A 19,457-nucleotide genomic window follows, 5' to 3' on the forward strand; every position below is an offset into this window, starting at 1 on the left:
GGCGTTCAAAACGCGCCAGTATAACGGCGAATCCCGCGTCGCGCGGGCGACCGGATCAGTGGCCGTTGCGCAGGTAGTCGCGTACGCGCGGCAGCTGGCGGCGGCTGATCGGCATCGGTTCGAGATCGTCGTGGAACAGCAGGCGGTGGTCGGCCTGGCCCAGGCTCTCGATCCCCTTGATCGCACTCTTGACCGCCAGGCAGCCGCGGTGCACCCGCAGCAGCGCCGGACCGTACTGGTCCTCGAGATCGCGCAGGCGGGCGTTCACGAAGCCGGCCAGTCGGGCCGAGCGCGCCATCACGTAGCCCCCCTCGGCAATGAAGATGTCGACCTGTTCCAGCGGGACGCGCTCCTCGCGTCGCCCCACGGTGATGTGGACCTCCGCAGGCCCCGACACGGGCGCGCCGGGACTCTGCAGCAGCGCCCGTTCCAGGGCCTGCGCCAGCCGTTCCCGCCGCACCGGTTTCAGGACGTAGTCGCGGACCCCGGCCTCGAACGCCTCCAGCGGGAAGCGGTCATGGGCGGTGACCAGGATGATGGTGAGCCCGGGGCGCTGCGCGTGCAGGCGCCGCGCCAGCTCCAGACCGCTCTCCCCTGGCATGTCGATATCCAGCAGCAGGGCGTCGGGCTCGGTTTCGCCCAGGGCCTGTTCCACCTCGCCGGCATGGGCGGCCTGTGCGACCACTCGGTGGCCCAGTTCCGCGGCCAGTGCCGCCAGGCGCTGCCGGGCGACGGGTTCGTCGTCGGCGATCAGCAGATTCAGCTGCGCGGTTTTCATTGGGCACCCTCCCTGGTCGCCAGCGGGAAGCGGATGCTGACCTCGAAGCAGTCCGGTTCGTGACGAGACTGGAAGTGTACCTGGCCGCCGAAGGCGTGTTGCAGGCGCAGGCGCACGGCCTCGGTCGCGGTCCCGGTCCCCTCGCTGCGTGCCTGGGGTTCCACGCTGTTGCCGATGACCACCGTGACCCGCCCGGAGTCCATGCGGCAGCGCACCCAGACCCGTCCCTCGCCCCGTGCCGGGGCGATCCCGTGCTGGATCGCGTTTTCCGCCAGCGGCTGCAGCACCAGGGTGGGGACCTCGATCTCCAGGCCCGGGTGGTCGGGGCAGTCCCAATCCAGGTTCAGGCGCTCGCCAAAGCGGGTTTGCTCGATGCCGAGAAACGCGCGCACCAGATCCAGCTCCGCGCGCAGCGAGTGGCGGTCGCCGCTGGCGAAGGTCGCGCGGAACAGGTCCGCCAGGTCCAGCGTAATCTGCTCCGCGCGGGCGGCATCGCTGCGGCAAAGCCCGGCGATGGTGTTCATGCTGTTGTAGAGGAAATGCGGCCGCAGGCGCGCGCGCATCGCCTGTTCCCGGGCCGCGGCCACGGCCCGGGTCTCGCGTTGCCAGGCGGCCTGCAGGTACAGGTAGTGCATCGCCATCAGGCTCAGGATCGTCGCCACCCCGATGACCGGCCAGCGCAGCGCCGGGTCGGCCAGCACCAGGGTCTCGGCCAGACGATAGACGATCGCGGTGTTGATGATCGGCACCAGCGGTGGCAGCACGATCTGGGCGGCCAGCGGCCGGCCCCGCAGCCAGCCGCGCAGGCCGCACAGGATCAGCAGGCTGGTCAGCGCGACCCAGAAGATGAACAGCGCATGCAGCGCCAGGGCCGAGTGCCAGTTCTGGCCGCCGCCGCGCAGCAGGGCGACCGCCAGCGCCAGCAGCACGGCCACCATGAGCACGCGCAGCAGGGTCTCGGCACTGCAGAAGTCCGGCAGTGGCGACAGTTCCCCGTTGCTCTCCCTGGCGGTGTCCCCTTGGGCCATGCGTCACTTGCTCCCCTGATACCGGGCCGCGTTCCGGGAGCGTGGTCGCGCCATGTTCTCCCCCCCCTTTGTGCCCGTATACTTCCGTGTCTTTCCAAGCCGCTCCAGGATGCACCATGACGCAGGATTCCGCGCACGACAAGCCAGCTGCCACCACCAGCGCCGCCACCGGCGAGGCCAAGCTGTGGGGCGGGCGCTTCTCCGAGCCGACCGACGCCTTCGTTGAACGCTTCACCGCGTCGGTGGATTTCGACCGGCGCCTGTACCGCGAGGACATCCAGGGGTCGCAGGCCCATGCCCGCATGCTGGCCCGGGTCGGGGTGCTGACCGAGGCTGAGGCCGAGCAGATCCTGCAGGGGCTGGATGCCATCCGCGACGAGATCGCCGCCGATGCGTTCGACTGGCAGGTCGGCCGCGAGGACGTACACATGAATATCGAGGCGCGCCTGATCGAGCGCATCGGTGAGGTTGGCAAGAAGCTGCACACCGGTCGTTCGCGCAATGATCAGGTCGCCACCGATATCCGCCTGTGGCTGCGTGCGAGCATCGACGACATCCTGCGCCTGATCCGGGCCTACCAGGAGGGCCTGGTGGATCTGGCCGAGCGCGAGGCGGATACGGTGATGCCCGGCTTTACCCACCTGCAGACCGCCCAGCCGGTCACCTTTGGTCACCACATGCTGGCCTGGTACGAGATGCTGGAACGCGACGCCGAGCGGCTGTGCGATGCCCGGCGCCGGGTGAACATCCTGCCCCTGGGCTCCGCGGCCCTGGCCGGCACCCCGTACCCGCTGGATCGCGAATACACGGCCGAACTGCTCGGCTTCGACGGGGTGAGCCGCAACTCGCTGGATGCGGTCTCGGATCGCGACTTCGCGATCGAATTCACCGCCGCCGCGGCCACCCTGATGATGCACCTGTCGCGCCAGGCCGAGGAGCTCGTCCTCTGGACCAGCGCGCAGTTCGCCTTCATCGAACTGCCGGACCGCTACTGCACCGGCTCCTCGATCATGCCGCAGAAGAAGAACCCGGACGTGCCCGAGCTGGTGCGCGGCAAGACCGGCCGGGTCTATGGCCACCTGATGTCGCTGCTGACCCTGATGAAGAGCCAGCCGCTGGCCTACAACAAGGACAATCAGGAAGACAAGGAACCGCTGTTCGACACCGTCGACACCCTGCTGGGCTCACTGCGGGCCTTCGGCGACATGGTTCCGAACCTCGAGGTGCGTCGCGCCAATACGCTGGCCGCGACGCGCAGGGGCTTCGCCACGGCCACGGACCTGGCCGACTATCTGGTGGGGCGTGGTGTCGCCTTCCGGGATGCCCACGAGATCGTCGGGCGCGCGGTGCGCGTGGCGCAGGAACAGGGCGTGGACCTGGCCGAGCTGGCGCTGGCGGAGCTGCAGGCGATCAGCCCGGCGGTCGGCGACGATGTCTACACAGTTCTGACCCCGGAAGGCTCCGCCGCCGCGCGCAATCTTACCGGGGGCACGGCCCCGGAACAGGTGCGCCGGCAGGTGGCCGCGGCCCGTGAGCGCCTGCGCGGCCTGAGCGCCGGCCGCTAGTCTCGGCTCGTCAGCGGTCGGCGCAGCCCTCAGATGCGGCCGAGGGTGGACTCCAGCAATTCCCAGTGCACGTTCCCGTGAATCACCTCGTAGGCCAGTAGCAGCTGGCCGTGGGTGGAATCGCTCTCGAAATTCGCCAGTACCCACTGATGATTGAGCACGTGGATGCCATCGCGGCGGAAGCTGAAGGTCTCGCCGTCCGGGGCCTCGTGCGGGATCAGTTCGGTGCGCTGTACCAGGTCAGCGGCCAGGCGTTCGTCCGCGCGGGTCATGCCGCGGCGCTGCAGGTCCTGAATATGGGCATTGGTCAGGCCCAGCACTACCGGGCGCGGGACCTCGTGCCGGGTGTACTGCTGCAGCTGCATCTGCGCCTGCAGCAGGTCGCGGTTGGCCTCGGCCAGGTCCTGTTCCAGGCCATCGCCGCGGGCGATATAGATCGCCAGAGCGACCACGAAAAACAGCATGAAGCCCACCCAGACCAGGCGTTCACTGGTCTTGAGGTTCTGCGGCTTGGGGTTTTCTTGTTCGGACACGGGTCTGCCTCCGGAATACGCGGGGCCGGCGTGCGCGGGGTGCCGGCCAGGAAATGAACGTGCGGCCACCGTGGGTTCCTGAACCGGGGGCAGCGCGAGGCGCATGATAACCCCTGTCACCGTAACCTGCCGAGAGGCCGCCATGTCGGTTCCCGACCCCCGCGCAGCCCAGCGCACCGACCCCGGACTGGAGTGGATCAACCGCTTCGCCCGTCTGCCCGGGGCGTTCCACGAAACGCCCGCACCGGCGCCGTTTCCGGATGCCACCTGTCTCGCCACCAGCCCGGCGATGTGCGATCGCCTTGGCGTGGAAGCCGCGCTGTTCGAGCGGGATCCGTGGCTGGGGGCCTGTACCCACGGCAGCGCCCTGCCCGGGGCCGAACCGCGAGCCTCGGTATACGCGGGGCATCAGTTCGGGGTGTTCGTGCCGCAACTGGGCGACGGCCGGGCCAAGCTCCTGGGCGAGGTGCGCACCGCGCAGGGCGAGACCTGGGAGCTGCAGCTCAAGGGTGCCGGTCCCACCCGTTTCTCGCGCGGGGCCGATGGCCGAGCGGTGATGCGCTCGTCGGTGCGGGAATACCTGGCGTCGGAGGCGATGGCAGCGCTGGGCGTGCCCACGACCCGGGCACTGGCCCTGTTCGGCTCCAGCCTGCCGGTCTACCGCGAACGCGTGGAGCCGGCGGCGATCGTGCTGCGTGCGGCGCCCAGCTTCCTGCGCTTCGGGCATTTCGAATACTTCCATTACAACGGCTACAGCGAGCGTCTGCGCGAGTTGATCGACTATGCACGGGCGCATGACTACCCCGAGCTGGCGGACGCCGAAGATCCGGTGGCGGCCATGCTGGAGGCGGTGATCGCCCGCACCGCGGAGATGATCGCGGACTGGCAGGCGGTCGGGTTCTGTCACGGCGTGATGAACACCGACAACATGAGCCTGGCCGGGCTGACCATCGACTACGGCCCGTTCGCGTTCATGGACGCCTTCGACCCCGGCTACATCTGCAACCATACCGATCAGGGTGGCCGCTACGCGTTTGACCAGCAGCCGCGGGTTGCGCAGTGGAACCTGGTGCGTCTGGCCGAGACCCTGGTGATCCATTTCGCCGATGCCACCCGCGAGGCCGCGATCGAGCGCGCCAAGGCCCTGCTGGAAGACTTCCCACGGCAGTATCGCCAGGCCTGGCTGACGCGCATGCGCGCCAAGCTGGGGCTGCAGTCGGCACAGGAACCGGACGAGGCCCTGGTTCAGGACCTGCTGGCGCGCATGGCCGCCGAGGGCATGGACTACACGCGGTTTTTTCGCCAGCTGCCCGATCTGGAGCAGGCGGAGACCCGCACCCAGCTGGAGTCGGAATTGGAGGATGTGCCGGCCTGGCAGGCGTGGTGGTCAGGCTACCAGGCGCGCCTGGCGCAGGAGGGCGCGACGCCGGCTGCACGCCGGGCGGCGATGCATGCGGTCAACCCGAAATACATCCTGCGCAATCACCTGGCTCAGGCGGCGATCGAACAGGCCGAGGCGGGCGATCCCTCCGAGGTTCTGCGCCTGCAGCGGATCCTCGCGCGGCCGTTCGACGAGCAGCCCGAGTTCGAGGCCTATGCCGATCTGCCCCCGGCGTGGGCCAGCGGCATCCGGCTCAGCTGTTCGTCCTGACCGGCAGGAGCGCGTGCGGCGAGGAAGGCCCCGGGCTTACCCGAGGATGCCGCGCAGGATGTAGAAGTAGACCACCGCGAGGATCGCACCGGCCGGCAGGGTCACGATCCAGGACAGGAAGATCATCCGCACCAGGCCCAGGTTGATCGCGGCGATGCCGCGCGCCAGGCCGACCCCGAGGATCGCGCCGACCAGGGTGTGCGTGGTGGAGATCGGCAAGCCAGTGCCCGAGGCCAGCACCACGGTGGCTGCCGCCGCGGCCGTGGCTGCATAGCCACGACTGGGGGTGAGCTGGGTGATGCCGGTACCGACCGTCGCGATGACCTTGTGGCCGTAGGTGAACAGGCCGAAGACGATCCCGAACCCGCCCAGCAGCAGCACCCACATCGGCACGACCGTCTCGGCGCTCACGTCGCCGGTCTGGATGACGTCCACGACCGCGGCCAGCGGCCCCACCGCATTGGCGACGTCGTTGGAGCCCAGGGCGAAGGCCATCGCGCAGCCGGTCACCACCATCTGGACGCCGAACACCTTCTCGACATTGGCAAAATGGGAGCCCTCTTCGCCTACGCCCGTGGGATCGTCAAAGCGCAGGCGGCGGATCGCCATCATCCCGAGCACGACTACGGCGGCGCTGACCAGGATTGCGAAGCCGTAGGCCTGTACCGTCGTCAGCTCCAGGCCGACATGGGTCAGCCCCTTGAACATGGTGACCAGGGCGGTGACGAAGGCGGTCAGGAAGATGTACAGCGGGGCCCAGCGCTTGGCGTTCTTCAGCGGATCGACAGTGTCCAGGATCAGGATCTGCACACTGCGGAACAGGGCAAACGCAATCATGCCGCCGACCATTGGCGACACCACCCAGGACATCGCAATGGTCCCGACGCGCTCCCAGCGCACCACCTCAAAGCCCAGCCCGACCACGGCAAAGCCGACGATTGCGCCGATGATGGAGTGGGTCGTGGATACCGGCCAGCCGAAGTAGGAGGCCACGAGCAGCCATGTTCCGGCCGCGGCCAGCGCGGCCAGCATCCCGTACACGAGCAGTTCGGGGTTGTCCGCCATCAGGCTGGAGTCGACCATCCCGCTGCGGATGGTTTGGGTGACCTCGCCGCCGGCCAGCCAGGCCCCGGAGAACACGAAGATCGCGGCGACAAAGACCGCCTGACGGATGGTCAGCGCGCGCGAGCCGACCGAGGTGCCCATCGCATTGGCCACGTCATTGGCGCCGATGCCCCAGGCCATAAACAGGCCGAAGATCACTGCAAGGCTGAGCAACAGGGTGCTGTATTCCATGCGGTCCTCGGTCCCTTACTTGGTATCGCCCGTTACTTCGCCAGCATCAGCTGCAGGCGGCTGCCTACACGCTGGGCCAGATCGGCCAGCTCGCCGATCGAGTCGATCACGCGGTACATGAAGATCACGTTCACCGGGGGCAGCTCCGCCTCCTGGGCGAACAGGATCTCGCGCACCTCGCGCTGGGCCTCGTCGGATTCGTGCTCGATCTGGTCCAGCTCGGTGAGGATGCCGTTGACGACCTCGACCTCGTGGCCGCGGAACCCCGCCTCCACCAGCTCGTCCAGTTCGTTGATGGCCCGGCCGGCCTGATCGACCGCATCCACACTGCGGTCGAGGAAGCGCTTGATCGGCTCGCGCATGTTCTCCGGGAACTGCATCTGGCGCCCGAGCATCAGCCCGGCGATGTCCTTGGTCATGTTGGCGATGCGGTCCTGGATCAGCAGGGTATCGAGGACGTCGCGGCGCGACATCGCCAGCATCATGCCCTTGGGCAGGTGCAGCCGCAGATCCTTCTTCAGACGGTCCGCTTCGCGTTCCAGCTTCGAGATCTTCTTTTGCTGCTTGCGGGCGGTCTCCCAGTCATCCCGCGCCATGGCGTCCATGAAGGGCGGCAACTCCGCAATGCAGGCACGGACCTTCTCCATGTGTGCCTGCAGCGGGCGCACCGGGGAGCGGCCAAACAGCTCGAAGACGAAGTTCTTGGGGGACATGGCGGCGCGAAGGTTGTCACAAAGGGATAATCTAACGCAAAACACCGCAGCTCGCGCGGCCTTGTCTGTGCCGCCCGTGTTCGCGTGCGCTACACTCTGGCACCAGAGCTGGGGGTGCCGGCGCCAGAGCGCCAGGCTGAGAGAGTCCCCTTGAACCTGAACCAGTTCACACTGGCGGAGGGAAGCTCGGTGCTCGTTCCAGTCCGCGCGCGACCCGTTCGCAGTCTGTCCGGCCCGTTCCGACCCCTCTGCCGCCATGCCCGAGTTGCAGAGGTCATCGTATGAGCGCCATCCCCGAATCGTTTGCCCGCAAGACCGCCGAGGTCTCCGCGGAGGTCACCCGTCCGTTCCCGAACTCCGAGAAGCGCTACGTCGAGGGTTCGCGCGCGGACATCCGCGTGCCGTATCGCGAGGTCGCGCAGACGCCGACGATGACCTCCGGCACCCCGGAAGAGAACCCGCCCATCCCGGTCTACGACACATCCGGCCCCTACACCGACCCCGAGGCGAGCATCGACCTCCACCGGGGGCTGGCGGACCTGCGCGGCTCCTGGATCGACGAACGCGCGGACACCGAGTGGCTGGACGGCCCTAGCTCGGAGTACGGCCGCGCCCGCGCCGCCGATCCGGGACTGGCCAGCCTGCGCTTCGAGCACATCCGCCCGCCGCGCCGGGCGCAGGCCGGCGCGAACGTCTCGCAGATGCACTACGCCCGCAATGGCATCATCACCCCGGAGATGGAGTTCGTCGCGATCCGCGAGAACAACCGCCTGCAGGCGCTGCGCGCCGACCCGCGCTACAAGAAGCTGCTGCGGCAGCACGCCGGCGAGTCCTTCGGCGCCTCCATCCCGGACGCGATCACCCCCGAGTTCGTGCGTGAGGAGATCGCCCGCGGCCGCGCGATCATCCCGGCGAACATCAACCACCCCGAGCTCGAGCCGATGATCATCGGCCGCAACTTCCGGGTGAAGGTGAACACCAACATCGGCAACTCCGCGGTTACCTCCTCGATCGAGGAGGAGGTGGAGAAGCTCGTGTGGTCCGCGCGCTGGGGTGGCGACACCCTGATGGACCTGTCCACCGGCAAGAACATCCACGAGACCCGCGAGTGGATCCTGCGCAACTCGCCGGTGCCGATCGGTACCGTGCCGATCTACCAGGCGCTGGAGAAGGTCGACGGCAAGCCCGAGGACCTGACCTGGGAGCTGTTCCGCGACACCCTGATCGAACAGGCTGAACAGGGCGTGGACTACTTCACCATCCACGCCGGCGTGCGCCTGCAGTACGTGCCGCTGACCGCCGACCGGGTGACCGGCATCGTCTCCCGCGGCGGTTCGATCATGGCCAAGTGGTGCCTGGCGCATCACCAGGAGAACTTCCTCTACACCCGCTTTGACGAGATCTGCGAGATCATGAAGGCGTTTGACGTCTCGTTCTCGCTGGGCGACGGCCTGCGCCCCGGCTGCCTGGCCGATGCCAACGACGCGGCGCAGTTCGGCGAGCTGGAGACCCTGGGCGAGCTGACCCAGAAGGCCTGGGAACACGACGTGCAGGTGATGATCGAGGGCCCCGGCCACGTCCCGCTGCAGAAGGTGAAGGAGAACGTCGACAAGGAGCTGGAGGACTGCTTCGAGGCGCCGTTCTACACCCTCGGCCCGCTGGTGACCGACATCGCCCCGGCCTACGACCACATCACCTCCGGCATCGGCGCGGCCAACATCGGCTGGTACGGCACCGCGATGCTCTGCTACGTGACACCGAAGGAACACCTGGGCCTGCCCAACAAGCAGGACGTACGCGACGGCATCATCACCTACAAGATCGCCGCCCATGCCGCCGACCTGGCCAAGGGCTTCCCCGGCGCCCAGCTGCAGGACAACGCACTCAGCAAGGCGCGCTTCGAGTTCCGCTGGGAGGACCAGTTCAACCTGGCACTGGACCCGGAGCGCGCACGCGAATTCCACGACGAGACCCTGCCGAAGGAGGCGCACAAGGTCGCCCACTTCTGCTCCATGTGCGGCCCCAACTTCTGCTCGATGAAGATCACCCAGGACGTGCGCGACTACGCCGCGGCGCAGGGCATCTCGGAGGACGAGGCCCTGAAGAAGGGCCTGCAGGAGAAGGCGGTGGAGTTCGTCGAGAAGGGCGCGAAGATCTACCGCGAGGTGTAAGCCAGCGAGGCTGGCCCGGGTGAGGCCGCGCTAGCGCACCTCGATGCGGTTGCGGCCGTTCTCCTTCGCGGCGTACAGAGCCTGGTCGGCACGATCGAAGGTGTCGACCCGGCTTTCGCCCGGCCGGTATTCGGTCACACCGAAGCTCGCGGTGCGCCGCCCGACCGTCTCGAAATCGAAGGCATTGATGCGGGCCTGCAGGTCACGGGCGACCTTCTGTGCCTGCGCGACAGGCGTCTGCGGCAGCAGCACAAAGAACTCCTCGCCCCCGATCCGGCCGATCGCGTCCACCTTGCGCAGGTTCTGGCGCAGCAGGTCCGCGAACTGCTTCAGCACCCGGTCGCCCGCACTGTGGCCCCAGGTATCGTTCACCGCCTTGAAGTGGTCGATGTCCAGCAGGATCACCGAAAACGGCTCGCCGTAGCGCTCGGTGCGAGCCCGTTCCGCCTCGAACAGGCGCTCGATATGGGCCCGGTTCCACAGCGAGGTCAGCTCGTCGATCTGCGCTGCGCGCTCCAGCTGGCGTTGCTGCAGGAAGCTGTGCTTGCGCGCCTGTTCCAGCATGAAGGCACTCAGCGCGCCGAAGGAAAAGGCGGCCAGCACCCACAGGAGATGCAGCTGGATCAGTTCGCCCTGCATGGGGTTGCGGAAGGCGGCGACAATCACCAGCGCGACGATGGCGATGGCGGCCATCGAGGCCTGGCGCAGCGGCAGGCCCGATATCGCGAAGGTCCACATGATGCTGAGGTAGATCTCGGGGGCGAACACCAGGAACTGCGGCGACCCCGTATTCAGATAGAGACTGGCGCCATTCGCGATCACCGGCGCCACCATCAGCAGGGCCCACATCGGCCGCCGCAGGGAGGCCCGCAGGCTCATCGCGGCCACGGCCAGCAGCAGGCCGGGCACCAGCACCGCGTGAGCGATCAGCCGTTCGCTGTGCAGGTCCGCCGCCACAGACTGTTCGACGGCGCTGAACAGGAGGTACATCAGGGCCGTCAGCAGCGCGACATAGCGGACCTGCGGGATGCGCGCCTGGCGATGCCAGGCGTCGAACGCCTGTTGAACCGCGGTGTCTTCCCGGTGCAGCGGGTCCCAGGGGGCCCGCGGACGCCTGGTGTTGTCCAATCCCTGACTCCTGTGCCGGCCCGGGCCCGCACAGCAGCGAGCCCGGACGAGGGTACTTACATAGCGCCGCTCATCCCGCCGATGCCCATCATGCCGGCACCGATACCGAAGATCAGCCCCAGCACCATCAGGATCAGGTAGATCAGCAGCAGGATCCCGAAGATGGTGAAGTAGATCCGCAGTCGCCCGAGGGCATATTTCAGCTCCAGCGCGTCCCCGCTGTCGAACGCCCGCTGGGTGGCCCCGGCCGCCTGCATCAGCACCACGCCGGCCCAGATCGGAATCCACGCCACGATGATGCCGACGATTGAGAGGGCGGTCAGCACGCCCGAGAGGATCAGCATTACGCCGATCAGCTGCATCCAGAATTTGCCGCGCACCAGTGGTTCGATCAGCTCGCGCGACACCATGCTTCCATTGCCATCCTGTTCCATTGTCTGCTCCCTGCGGTTAGGCGGGTCGACCCCGCCCGGCCAGCATAGCAGGGCTCTTCGGGGTGTGACCCATTCGTTGTTTTGGCGCTCGCAGGCCGTGCATACTCCGGATGGTTGCATGCGCGAGGGACAGGGGTAACGCAATGAGCGATCAGGGACGACAAAGCGACAAAGGCCGAAGTGGCCCGCAGGGCACGATGCTCTTTCAGGGCCAGACCACGCCGGATCCGGTCACGGATGACCTCGATGCGGCCGACCAGACGCCGCCCGGGGGTCACCCGGTGCTGGTCGGGGTCAGCGCCAATTTCCGCCAGCAGCGTCTGAGCTTCCGTCCGGGCAAGCGCTCGGTCGGGCGTCAGGCCGACAATGACATCGTGCTTCAGGATGGCAGCGTGTCCGCCCAGCATGCCTGGCTGGTCAACGAGCGCGGCGAGTGCCGGGTGGTCAACCTGCTGTCCACCAATGGCACTTGGGTGAACGATGCCAAGGTCCACGAAGCCGTGCTGAAGGAGGGCGATCATGTCCGCTTCGGCCGAGCCGAATTCGTGTTTCACCAGAGGGATGATGGTTCCGACGTCCTGCCGCGCCAGCGGGGATTCCGCGGCTTGCCCTGGCGCTGGGTCGGGGTGGCCGTCGCGATCCTGGTGCTGGCGGTGATCGCGCGTATCCTGCTCGAGACCGCCTGAGGCCCCGCCAGGGGCGCTTCCCATGCAGCGCATTGGCCGTTACGGGGTAGGCGAAGAGCTGGGCCGGGGGGCCATGGCCGTGATCTACCGCGGCTATGACCCCGAGATCGGCCGCCCGCTGGCGATCAAGCGCCTGCAGGACGACTTCGCCAGCCGCCCCGAGTATCGCCGCCGCTTCGTCGCCGAGGCCCGCGCGGCGGGGACCCTGACCCACCCCGGCATTGTTACCATCTTCGACGTGGGCGAGAGCGAGCAGCGGCCGTTCATCGCCATGGAGCTGCTGGATGGCATCACGCTGGCCGCGTTCGCGGACCAGTTTCGGCCCCTGTTGCTGCGCAATGTGCTGAAGATCGCCATCCAGCTCACCGAGGCCCTGGATTACGCCCACCGTAACGGAGTGGTGCACCGCGACATCAAGCCCGAGAACATCATCGTCACCAGCGCCACGGTGAACATCAAGGTGATGGATTTCGGCATCGCGAGCACCCTGAACGACCCGGACTGGCGTGCCGACGACGACGGCTACATCGCCGGCTCGCCCCACTACATGGCGCCCGAGCAGGTGCTCGGGCGCGGTACCGATGCGCGGGCCGATCTCTACTCCGTCGGGGTGGTCCTGTACGAGCTCCTGTCAGGCACTACGCCCTTCCGCGGGCACGATGTGGACGAACTGCTGACCCGCGTGGTGCGCGAGGAGGTGCCGCCGCCGCGACCGATCGTCAGGGACTGTCCGCCGGAGCTGATCGAGCTGGTCATGCGCCTGCTGGCCAAGAACCCGGATGACCGCTATCAGACCGCAGGCGAGCTGCTGGTCGATCTGCAGCGCCTTGAGGACGAGCGCCTGGAGCGCGAGCGCGCCGGGGGCGGCCGCCGCATCATCCCGTTGCGCCTGCGCTGGGCGGCCGTGATGGGCGTCGTGGTCGCGGTCACCCTGCTGGTGGCCTCGGCACTTGTCTACCAGAAACAGAATGCCGTGATGAACGACCTGGCCTTCGACTATGGCGCCACCCTTGCCCGGATCATCGCGGTCGAAAGTGCCGAGGACCTGCTGCTGGAGGACGCCATCGCCGTCCAGGGCCGTCTCCGGGACATGCAGGACAATCGCGAAATCGCGCTGCTCAGCGTGGCCGACCGTCATGACCTCATCGTCGCGAGCAGCGACCCGGAGGCACTGGGCGAGCCGTGGGCACCGCCCCCCGAAGAGCAGCTGCGGAGCCGACGCGGGGACCAATCGGTCTGGTCCGTGACCGGCCCCGACGGTCGCGAGCTGTTCCTGTTCGAATCCCCTGTCCGCTACCAGGATCGCGACATCGGCCGGTTACAGGTGGGTGTGTCCACCACGGCGCTTGGCCAGGCCAACCGTGCGACCTTCCTCGCCCTGCTGCTGCTGACCCTCGTCACCCTGCTGGCTGTTCTGCTCGGCGCCTATGTGCTGGCCCGCCGTCTGCAGGCGCCGCTCGATACCCTGCGCGGCGCGCTGGACCAGATTGCACAGGGCCGGCTGGATACCCGCATCCGCGCGCGCCGAAGCGATGACTTCGAACGCGTGTTCGCGGCCTATAACGTGATGGCCGATTCCCTGGAGGCGCGGATGAAGCACCAGGCCGTGCCGGTCGGCGACCCGTCTACCACGCCGGTGGGTGACCGCACCCTCGATCTCGGCGAGACCCCGGAATCCGCCGCCGACCCGCGCGAGAGCGAGCTGCGCTAGCCTCCCGGGCCCCGGGGTTTGCCTCTCACACCACGCGGCTGTCCTGTCGTGCGTCCGGGTCCTCGTGCAGGGTCGTCAGGTTGGCCACGGTGGTGTCGGCGATGTTGGTCAGCGCCTCGTGGGTCAGGAAGGCCTGGTGCCCGGTGACCAGCACATCGTCGCGCTGCATCAGCCGCGCCAGGCGCCGGTCCGGCAGACCGGCCAGTGACCAGTCGTGAAAGAACAGCCCCGCCTCGGCCTCGTAGACATCCAGCGCGAATCCGCCCAGCTGCCCGGAGTCCAGCGCGACCTCGGCGGCATCGGTATCCACCAGCGCCCCGCGCGCCGTATTGACCAGAAATGCCCCGCGCGGCATCCGTGCCAGGGTATCGGCATTGATCAGGTGCCGGTTCTCCGGGGTCATCGGGCAGCTCAGGCTGACCACCGAGGATTCGGCCAGCAGTGTGTCCAGGTCCCGATACTCCACCCCCGCAGCCTGCAGCTCCGCATTCGGGTAGGGGTCGTGCGCAAGCACGCGGCAGCCAAAGCCGAGCATGATCCGCGCGAAGGCCTGGCCGATGCGCCCGGTGCCCACCACACCAACGGTCCGCCCCACCAGATCGAAGCCCGTCAGGTGATCGAGCCGGAAATCGCCGCGGCGAGTCCGGTCCCAGGCCCGGTGCACCCGGCGGTTCAGGGTCATCAGCAGGGCGACGGCGTGCTCCGCGATCGCGTTCGGGGAGTAGGCCGGAACCCGTCCCACGCGCACGCCGCGCTCGCGGGCCCTTGCCACATCCAGGTTGTCGTACCCGGAGCAGCGCAGTGCGACCACGTGGATGCCCTGGTCCGCCAGCCCGTCGATCACCCGGCGGTGCAGGTCGTCGTTGGTGAACACGCAGACCGCATCCGCACCCCGCGCCAGGTGCACGGTCTCCGCGGTCAGGCGCTCGGCGTACACCACCGGCACCATCCCGGCGGCCACCAGCGCCGGCATCAGGTGCTCGCGATCATGCTGCTGGGTACTGAAGACGGCGACCTTCATCGTATCCTCCGAACGTGGATCGGACTCTGGTCTAGCATAACCGGGAAAGGTTACATCCCGGTTGGATCGTGGCCCGAGATTGTCGCACTATGCTTCAAGCCGCCTGCGTCGCGTTCGGTGCTGTCTGCGGCAAGCGTTCGGGAGCTACCCATGCATGTGATCGCCCCACAAGCCGTGGATACGCTGATCCGCCTGCTGGCCGGTGATGGCTACGAGGTGGTGGGTCCGACGCGGCGCGACGGGGCGATCGTTTACGATCGCGTGCAAGGGCTCGATGACCTGCCGGCGGGCTGGGGGGACGAGCACGCCCCCGGCCACTACCGCCTGCGCGAGCGCGGGGACGGTGCCCTGTTCGGTTACGTGGTCGGGCCGCACTCCTGGAAGAAGTACCTGTTCCCCCCGCAGGAGACCCTGTTCCGGTTGACCCGCCAGCCGGACGGAAGCTTTGTGACCGAACCGGGCGAATTCGAGGCCCGGCCGCGTGCGTTCATCGGCATGCGCGCCTGCGAGCTGGCGGCGATCAGTGTGCAGGACCGGGTGTTCCTCGGCCAGGCGGTGCAGGATCGCGGCTATGCGGCGCGGCGCCGGGACGTGTTCATGGTGGCGGCCCACTGCGCCGAGCCCGGCGGCACCTGCTTCTGCGCCTCGATGGATACCGGACCGCGCGCCCGCGAGGGCTTCGACCTGGCCCTGACCGAGGTGGTCGACGGCGCCACGCACTTCCTGGTCGTCGAGGCCGGGAGCGAGGCCGGGCACGCGATGCTGGACCGGCTGGAGCCGCGCCCGGCCACGGACACCGAGCAGGCGGCGGCCGAACGCGTCTGGGCCGAGGCCCCCGGCAAGATGGGCCGGCAGATGCCCGGCGACGCCCGCGAGGTGCTGAACCGGGCCTTCGAGCACCCGCGCTGGGAGGAGACGGCCGAGCGCTGCCTGTCCTGCTCCAACTGCACCCTGGTCTGTCCCACCTGTTTCTGCTCGCAGGTCGAGGAGGTGCCCGATCTGGAAGGCCAGCGCACCGAGCGCGTGCGACGCTGGGACTCCTGCTTCAACCAGGAACATTCGCATCTGGTCGGCGGCGCCCACCGCGATTCGGTGGCCGCACGCTACCGCCAGTGGATCACCCACAAGCTGGCGACCTGGCACGATCAGTTCGACACCTCCGGCTGTGTCGGCTGCGGGCGCTGCATCACCTGGTGCCCGGTGGGGATCGACATCACCGAGGAGGTCACCGCGGTGCGCCGCGACCCGGAGGGCCGGGCATGAACGAGCTGCTGGCGATCCTCGAAGACCAGCCGTTCTTCGCCGACATGGAGCCGGAACATCGGCGCCTGCTGGCGGCCTGCGCCGCGAAGCTCGGCTACCCGGCGGACACGCGGCTGATGCGCGACCACGAGCCGGCGGAGACCTTCTGGCTGATCCGCGAGGGCCAGGTCGCGCTGGAGAGCCCGTTGCGCGAAGGCTGCGTGACCTTCCAGACCCTGGGGCCCGGCGACATCCTCGGCTGGTCGTGGCTGCTGCCGCCGTATCGCGCCAGTTACGACGCCCGCGCCCTGACCGAGCTGCATACCCTGCGCTTCGATGCCGGCGTGCTGCGCGAACACATGGAGGCCGACCCGGCCTTCGGCTACATGCTGATGAAACACTTCTCCGGGCTGATCGTGCAGCGGCTGCAGGCCGCGCGATTGCAGGCGCTGGACATCTACAGCCACGGAGGGCCCGGGCATGGCACCTGAGACCCTGCAGCCCCGCACCGACAGCGCCCTGCCGGAACAGGCGATGGCGCCGCAGCCCTGGCGCATCCGTTCGGTGCGGCCGGATGTCGCCAGCAACGAGGTGTTCAGCTGGACGCTGTACCCCGAACCGGGGGTGGAGCCGGGGCCGCTGCCGACCCCCGGGCAGTTCAACATGCTCTACCTGTTCGGCGTGGGCGAGGTGCCGATCTCGGTGTCCGCGATCACCGCGGACGGCGGCATCGTGCACACCACCCGCGCGGTGGGCAGCGTCACCCGCGCGATGCAGGAGCTGGGACCCGGCGCGGTGGTCGGCCTGCGCGGCCCGTTCGGCACGGCCTGGCCGCTGGAACAGGCGCGCGGCCGCGACCTCGTGCTGGTCGCCGGCGGCATCGGCCTGGCCCCGCTGCGGCCAGTGATCCATGCGGCGCTTCAGCGCCGCGCGGACTTCGGTCGGGTGGTGGTCTGCTACGGCGCGCGCGCCCCGGGGGACATGATCTTCCGCGACGAGCTGGATGCCTGGGCCGCGCGCGGCGACCTCGACCTGCGCGTGACGGTGGATCGCGGCACCGCGGCTTGGCGTGGCGATGTCGGCGTGGTCACCCAGCTGATCGACCGCGGCGGCTTCGACCGGCGCAACACGCTGGCGATGGTCTGCGGCCCGGAGGTGATGATGCGCTTCGCCGCGTCCTCGCTGGAGCGGCGCGGACTGAAGCCGGAAGACATCTTTGTCTCCATGGAGCGCAACATGCGCTGCGCGGTGGGTTTCTGCGGGCACTGTCAGATCGGTTCGCAGTTCGTCTGCCGCGACGGCCCGGTCTTCCCCTACCCGGTGATGGAGCCGGCCTTCCGGATACGGGAACTATGAGTACCGAACGTCCGACCCTTGCCGTATTCAAGTTCGCCTCCTGCGACGGCTGCCAGCTCTCGCTGCTCGACTGCGAGGACGAGCTGCTGGCGGTGACCGACCGGGTGCAGATCGCGCACTTCCCCGAGGCCACCCGCACCCGCATCGACGGCCCCTGGGACCTGACGCTGGTGGAGGGCTCGATCACCACCCCGGAGGCGGCCAAAGAGATCCGCGAGATCCGCCGCGCGTCGAAGTTCCTGGTGACCATCGGCGCCTGTGCCACCACCGGCGGCATCCAGGCCCTGCGCAACTTTGCCGACGTCGAAGAGTTTACCCGCCAGGTCTACGCCCACCCGGAGTACATCTCGACCCTGGCCACCTCGGATGCGATCAGCCAGCACGTGCCGGTGGACTTCGAACTGCGCGGCTGTCCGATCGACAAGTACCAGCTGCTGGAGGTCATCAGTGCCTTCCTCTACGGTCGGCGTCCGCAGGTCTCCAGCGCCAGCGTCTGCGAGGAATGCAAGCGCGCCGGACAGGTCTGCGTGATGGTCGCCCACGGCACGCCCTGCCTGGGTCCGGTCACCCATGCCGGCTGCGGCGCGCTGTGCCCCGGCTGCCACCGCGGCTGCTATGGCTGCTTCGGCCCCAAGGAGACGCCCAACGCGCCCGGCCTGTCCGGGCAGCTGGAGGCCCTCGGCATGGAGCGCGCCACCCGCGTGCGCTTCTACCGCACCTTCAATGCCGGCGCCGACGCTTTCCGCGAGGAGAGCGAGCGCGAAGAATCAGGAAACGGACCATGAGCGAGACCCGCACCATCGAAGTCGACTACCTCGCCCGCGTGGAGGGCGAGGGCGCGATGTACGTGCGCACCGAGGGCGACCGCGTGGAGGAGGTGAAGCTGTCGATCTTCGAGGCCCCGCGCTTCTTCGAGGGCTTCCTGCGCGGGCGCGACTTCCGCGAGGCCCCGGACATCACCGCGCGCATCTGCGGCATCTGCCCGATCGCCTACCAGCTGGGTGCCTCGCTGGCGATGGAGGACGTCTGCGGCGTGACCGTGGACGGCGTGCTGCAGGACCTGCGCCGGCTGGCCTACTGCGGCGAATGGATCGAGAGCCACGCCCTGCACGTGTTCATGCTCCACCTGCCGGACTTCCTCGGCTATCCCGACGCGGTCACCGCCGCGAAGGACCACCCGGACATGGTGCGCAACGGCCTGCGCATCAAGAAGACCGGCAACGCCATCCTGCGCCTGCTGGGCGGGCGCGAGATCCACCCGGTCAACCTGCGGGTCGGCGGCTTCTACCGCACGCCAACGCCCGACGAGGTCGCCGGGCTGCGCGAGGACCTGGCCTGGGGCCTGGAGGCTGCCTCCGAGGTGGCCGAATTCCTCGCCACCCTCGACTACCCGAACCTGGAGCGCGACTACGAGTTCGTGTCGCTGGTGCACCCGGACGAATACCCGATCACCCACGGCCGGCTCGGCTCGAGCAGTGGCCTGGACGCCGCCATCCGCGAGTACGACGACGTCTTCACCGAGGAACACGTCGCCCACTCCAACGCCCTGCACAGCCACCGCTCCGACAGCGGCGAACCGGTGTTCATGGGCCCGCTGGCGCGCTTCGCCCTGAACCGCGAACGTCTCACCCCGCGTGCCGCCGAACTGGCCGAGCGCGCCGGGCTGGGCGCGGCCTGCCGCAACCCGTTCCGCAGCATCCAGGTGCGCATGATCGAGATCGTGCTCGCCTTCGAGGAGGCCCTGCGCCTGGTCGACGGCTACCGGGCCGTGCCGGCCGAACCCGCGCGGCCGGTCACCCCGCGCGCCGGTACCGGCTTCGGCGCCACCGAGGCCCCGCGCGGCATCTGCTACCACCGCTACAGCATCGACGACGCAGGCATCATCACCGACGCGAAGATCGTCCCGCCCACCTCGGTCAACCAGCCCACCATCGAGGCCGACCTGCGCGAACTGGTGCAGACCCATCTCCATCTGCCGGACGACGAACTGCGCCACCACTGCGAGGTCGCCATCCGCAACTACGACCCCTGCATCTCCTGCGCCACCCACTTCCTCGATCTCACCGTCGACCGCCAGTAAGGCCCTGCACGAAACGGAACGCTTGACTCTACGCGAGCGAAGAACGTCGCTCTGATAGAATAAA

Annotated in this window: 18 protein-coding genes and 1 riboswitch; of the genes, 10 read left to right on the forward strand and 8 right to left on the reverse strand. The window is 68.4% G+C overall.

Annotation, left to right across the window (positions count from 1 at the left end; genetic code table 11):
• Positions 1-55 precede the first annotated feature (55 nt).
• Together D000_RS0100735 and D000_RS0100740 are read right to left on the reverse strand one after the other, a co-directional pair.
• Positions 56-778 carry a LytTR family DNA-binding domain-containing protein gene (locus D000_RS0100735; protein ID WP_018871633.1) on the reverse strand — a complete coding sequence of 241 codons (723 nt, stop codon included), beginning with the start codon at positions 776-778 and terminating at the stop codon, positions 56-58.
• On the reverse strand, positions 775-1,806 hold the full coding sequence (locus D000_RS0100740; protein WP_018871634.1) for a sensor histidine kinase: 1,032 nt from the start codon (positions 1,804-1,806) through the stop codon (positions 775-777). Before D000_RS0100740 ends, D000_RS0100735 begins: the two co-directional genes overlap by 4 nt.
• A 116-nt stretch (positions 1,807-1,922) precedes the next feature.
• Here D000_RS0100740 and argH point away from each other — a divergent pair, with 116 nt between their 5' ends.
• Positions 1,923-3,371 carry an argininosuccinate lyase gene (gene argH / locus D000_RS0100745; protein WP_018871635.1) on the forward strand — a complete coding sequence of 483 codons (1,449 nt, stop codon included), beginning with the start codon at positions 1,923-1,925 and terminating at the stop codon, positions 3,369-3,371.
• Positions 3,372-3,400: 29 nt separating this feature from the next.
• Here argH and D000_RS0100750 read toward each other — a convergent pair whose 3' ends face one another.
• Positions 3,401-3,904, reverse strand: a complete 504-nt coding sequence (locus tag D000_RS0100750) for a hypothetical protein (protein WP_018871636.1) — start codon at positions 3,902-3,904, stop codon at positions 3,401-3,403.
• A 142-nt stretch (positions 3,905-4,046) separates the two neighbouring features.
• Between D000_RS0100750 and D000_RS0100755 the strand changes: the two genes are divergently transcribed.
• Positions 4,047-5,555, forward strand: a complete 1,509-nt coding sequence (locus D000_RS0100755; protein WP_018871637.1) for a YdiU family protein — start codon at positions 4,047-4,049, stop codon at positions 5,553-5,555.
• Between the two features lie 36 nt (positions 5,556-5,591).
• On the opposite strand, the gene D000_RS0100760 is transcribed toward D000_RS0100755, so the two are convergent.
• On the reverse strand, positions 5,592-6,851 hold the full coding sequence (locus D000_RS0100760) for an inorganic phosphate transporter (protein ID WP_018871638.1): 1,260 nt from the start codon (positions 6,849-6,851) through the stop codon (positions 5,592-5,594).
• A gap of 32 nt (positions 6,852-6,883) precedes the next feature.
• Positions 6,884-7,564: a TIGR00153 family protein gene (locus tag D000_RS0100765; RefSeq protein ID WP_018871639.1), complete on the reverse strand. Its 681-nt coding sequence runs from the start codon at positions 7,562-7,564 to the stop codon at positions 6,884-6,886.
• A 100-nt stretch (positions 7,565-7,664) separates the two neighbouring features.
• A riboswitch (TPP riboswitch) is annotated at positions 7,665-7,764 on the forward strand.
• Between the two features lie 81 nt (positions 7,765-7,845).
• Between D000_RS0100765 and thiC the strand changes: the two genes are divergently transcribed.
• Positions 7,846-9,735 carry a phosphomethylpyrimidine synthase ThiC gene (gene thiC / locus D000_RS0100770; RefSeq protein ID WP_018871640.1) on the forward strand — a complete coding sequence of 630 codons (1,890 nt, stop codon included), beginning with the start codon at positions 7,846-7,848 and terminating at the stop codon, positions 9,733-9,735.
• Between the two features lie 30 nt (positions 9,736-9,765).
• Here the strand turns inward: thiC and D000_RS0100775 are convergent, their stop codons facing one another.
• Both D000_RS0100775 and D000_RS0100780 read right to left on the reverse strand, forming a co-directional pair.
• Positions 9,766-10,863 (reverse strand): GGDEF domain-containing protein, encoded by a 1,098-nt coding sequence (locus tag D000_RS0100775; protein ID WP_018871641.1) that lies wholly within the window; start codon positions 10,861-10,863, stop codon positions 9,766-9,768.
• A gap of 56 nt (positions 10,864-10,919) precedes the next feature.
• Positions 10,920-11,297: a DUF5362 family protein gene (locus D000_RS0100780; protein WP_018871642.1), complete on the reverse strand. Its 378-nt coding sequence runs from the start codon at positions 11,295-11,297 to the stop codon at positions 10,920-10,922.
• 197 nt (positions 11,298-11,494) lie between these two features.
• Here D000_RS0100780 and D000_RS0100785 point away from each other — a divergent pair, with 197 nt between their 5' ends.
• Together D000_RS0100785 and D000_RS0100790 are read left to right on the forward strand one after the other, a co-directional pair.
• A complete protein-coding gene (locus tag D000_RS0100785) occupies positions 11,495-11,983 on the forward strand; it encodes an FHA domain-containing protein (RefSeq protein WP_018871643.1) in 489 nt (162 codons plus the stop codon).
• A 22-nt stretch (positions 11,984-12,005) separates the two neighbouring features.
• Positions 12,006-13,694 (forward strand): serine/threonine-protein kinase, encoded by a 1,689-nt coding sequence (locus D000_RS0100790; protein WP_018871644.1) that lies wholly within the window; start codon positions 12,006-12,008, stop codon positions 13,692-13,694.
• A gap of 25 nt (positions 13,695-13,719) precedes the next feature.
• On the opposite strand, the gene D000_RS0100795 is transcribed toward D000_RS0100790, so the two are convergent.
• Positions 13,720-14,715, reverse strand: coding sequence for a 2-hydroxyacid dehydrogenase (locus D000_RS0100795; protein WP_018871645.1), 996 nt, complete (start codon positions 14,713-14,715; stop codon positions 13,720-13,722).
• Between the two features lie 150 nt (positions 14,716-14,865).
• On the opposite strand from D000_RS0100795, the gene D000_RS0100800 reads away from it, so the two are divergent.
• The 5 genes from D000_RS0100800 to D000_RS0100820 are packed head-to-tail and all read left to right on the forward strand — an operon-like array spanning position 14,866 to position 19,393.
• Entirely contained in the window at positions 14,866-15,978 is a 1,113-nt protein-coding gene (locus tag D000_RS0100800; RefSeq protein ID WP_018871646.1) for a sulfite reductase subunit A, read from the forward strand.
• Complete coding sequence (locus D000_RS0100805) at positions 15,975-16,448, forward strand: cyclic nucleotide-binding domain-containing protein (protein WP_018871647.1); 474 nt, start codon at positions 15,975-15,977, stop codon at positions 16,446-16,448. Before D000_RS0100800 ends, D000_RS0100805 begins: the two co-directional genes overlap by 4 nt.
• Positions 16,438-17,313 (forward strand): FAD/NAD(P)-binding protein, encoded by an 876-nt coding sequence (locus D000_RS0100810; protein ID WP_018871648.1) that lies wholly within the window; start codon positions 16,438-16,440, stop codon positions 17,311-17,313. Before D000_RS0100805 ends, D000_RS0100810 begins: the two co-directional genes overlap by 11 nt.
• Positions 17,310-18,098 (forward strand): oxidoreductase, encoded by a 789-nt coding sequence (locus D000_RS0100815; RefSeq protein ID WP_018871649.1) that lies wholly within the window; start codon positions 17,310-17,312, stop codon positions 18,096-18,098. Before D000_RS0100810 ends, D000_RS0100815 begins: the two co-directional genes overlap by 4 nt.
• Positions 18,095-19,393: a Ni/Fe hydrogenase subunit alpha gene (locus tag D000_RS0100820; RefSeq protein ID WP_018871650.1), complete on the forward strand. Its 1,299-nt coding sequence runs from the start codon at positions 18,095-18,097 to the stop codon at positions 19,391-19,393. Before D000_RS0100815 ends, D000_RS0100820 begins: the two co-directional genes overlap by 4 nt.
• The last annotated feature ends 64 nt before the right edge of the window (positions 19,394-19,457 follow it).

Source organism: Thioalkalivibrio sp. ALJ16, assembly GCF_000377345.1.
Classification (GTDB): domain Bacteria; phylum Pseudomonadota; class Gammaproteobacteria; order Ectothiorhodospirales; family Ectothiorhodospiraceae; genus Thioalkalivibrio.

Coding starts and splice junctions, on each gene's coding strand:
- D000_RS0100735 (WP_018871633.1), bottom strand. CDS start 778: ATGAAAACCGCGCAGCTGAATCTGCTGATCGCCGACGACGAACCCGTC.
- D000_RS0100740 (WP_018871634.1), bottom strand. CDS start 1,806: ATGGCCCAAGGGGACACCGCCAGGGAGAGCAACGGGGAACTGTCGCCA.
- argH (WP_018871635.1), top strand. CDS start 1,923: ATGACGCAGGATTCCGCGCACGACAAGCCAGCTGCCACCACCAGCGCC.
- D000_RS0100755 (WP_018871637.1), top strand. CDS start 4,047: ATGTCGGTTCCCGACCCCCGCGCAGCCCAGCGCACCGACCCCGGACTG.
- D000_RS0100760 (WP_018871638.1), bottom strand. CDS start 6,851: ATGGAATACAGCACCCTGTTGCTCAGCCTTGCAGTGATCTTCGGCCTG.
- D000_RS0100765 (WP_018871639.1), bottom strand. CDS start 7,564: ATGTCCCCCAAGAACTTCGTCTTCGAGCTGTTTGGCCGCTCCCCGGTG.
- thiC (WP_018871640.1), top strand. CDS start 7,846: ATGAGCGCCATCCCCGAATCGTTTGCCCGCAAGACCGCCGAGGTCTCC.
- D000_RS0100780 (WP_018871642.1), bottom strand. CDS start 11,297: ATGGAACAGGATGGCAATGGAAGCATGGTGTCGCGCGAGCTGATCGAA.
- D000_RS0100785 (WP_018871643.1), top strand. CDS start 11,495: ATGCTCTTTCAGGGCCAGACCACGCCGGATCCGGTCACGGATGACCTC.
- D000_RS0100790 (WP_018871644.1), top strand. CDS start 12,006: ATGCAGCGCATTGGCCGTTACGGGGTAGGCGAAGAGCTGGGCCGGGGG.
- D000_RS0100795 (WP_018871645.1), bottom strand. CDS start 14,715: ATGAAGGTCGCCGTCTTCAGTACCCAGCAGCATGATCGCGAGCACCTG.
- D000_RS0100800 (WP_018871646.1), top strand. CDS start 14,866: ATGCATGTGATCGCCCCACAAGCCGTGGATACGCTGATCCGCCTGCTG.
- D000_RS0100805 (WP_018871647.1), top strand. CDS start 15,975: ATGAACGAGCTGCTGGCGATCCTCGAAGACCAGCCGTTCTTCGCCGAC.
- D000_RS0100810 (WP_018871648.1), top strand. CDS start 16,438: ATGGCACCTGAGACCCTGCAGCCCCGCACCGACAGCGCCCTGCCGGAA.
- D000_RS0100815 (WP_018871649.1), top strand. CDS start 17,310: ATGAGTACCGAACGTCCGACCCTTGCCGTATTCAAGTTCGCCTCCTGC.
- D000_RS0100820 (WP_018871650.1), top strand. CDS start 18,095: ATGAGCGAGACCCGCACCATCGAAGTCGACTACCTCGCCCGCGTGGAG.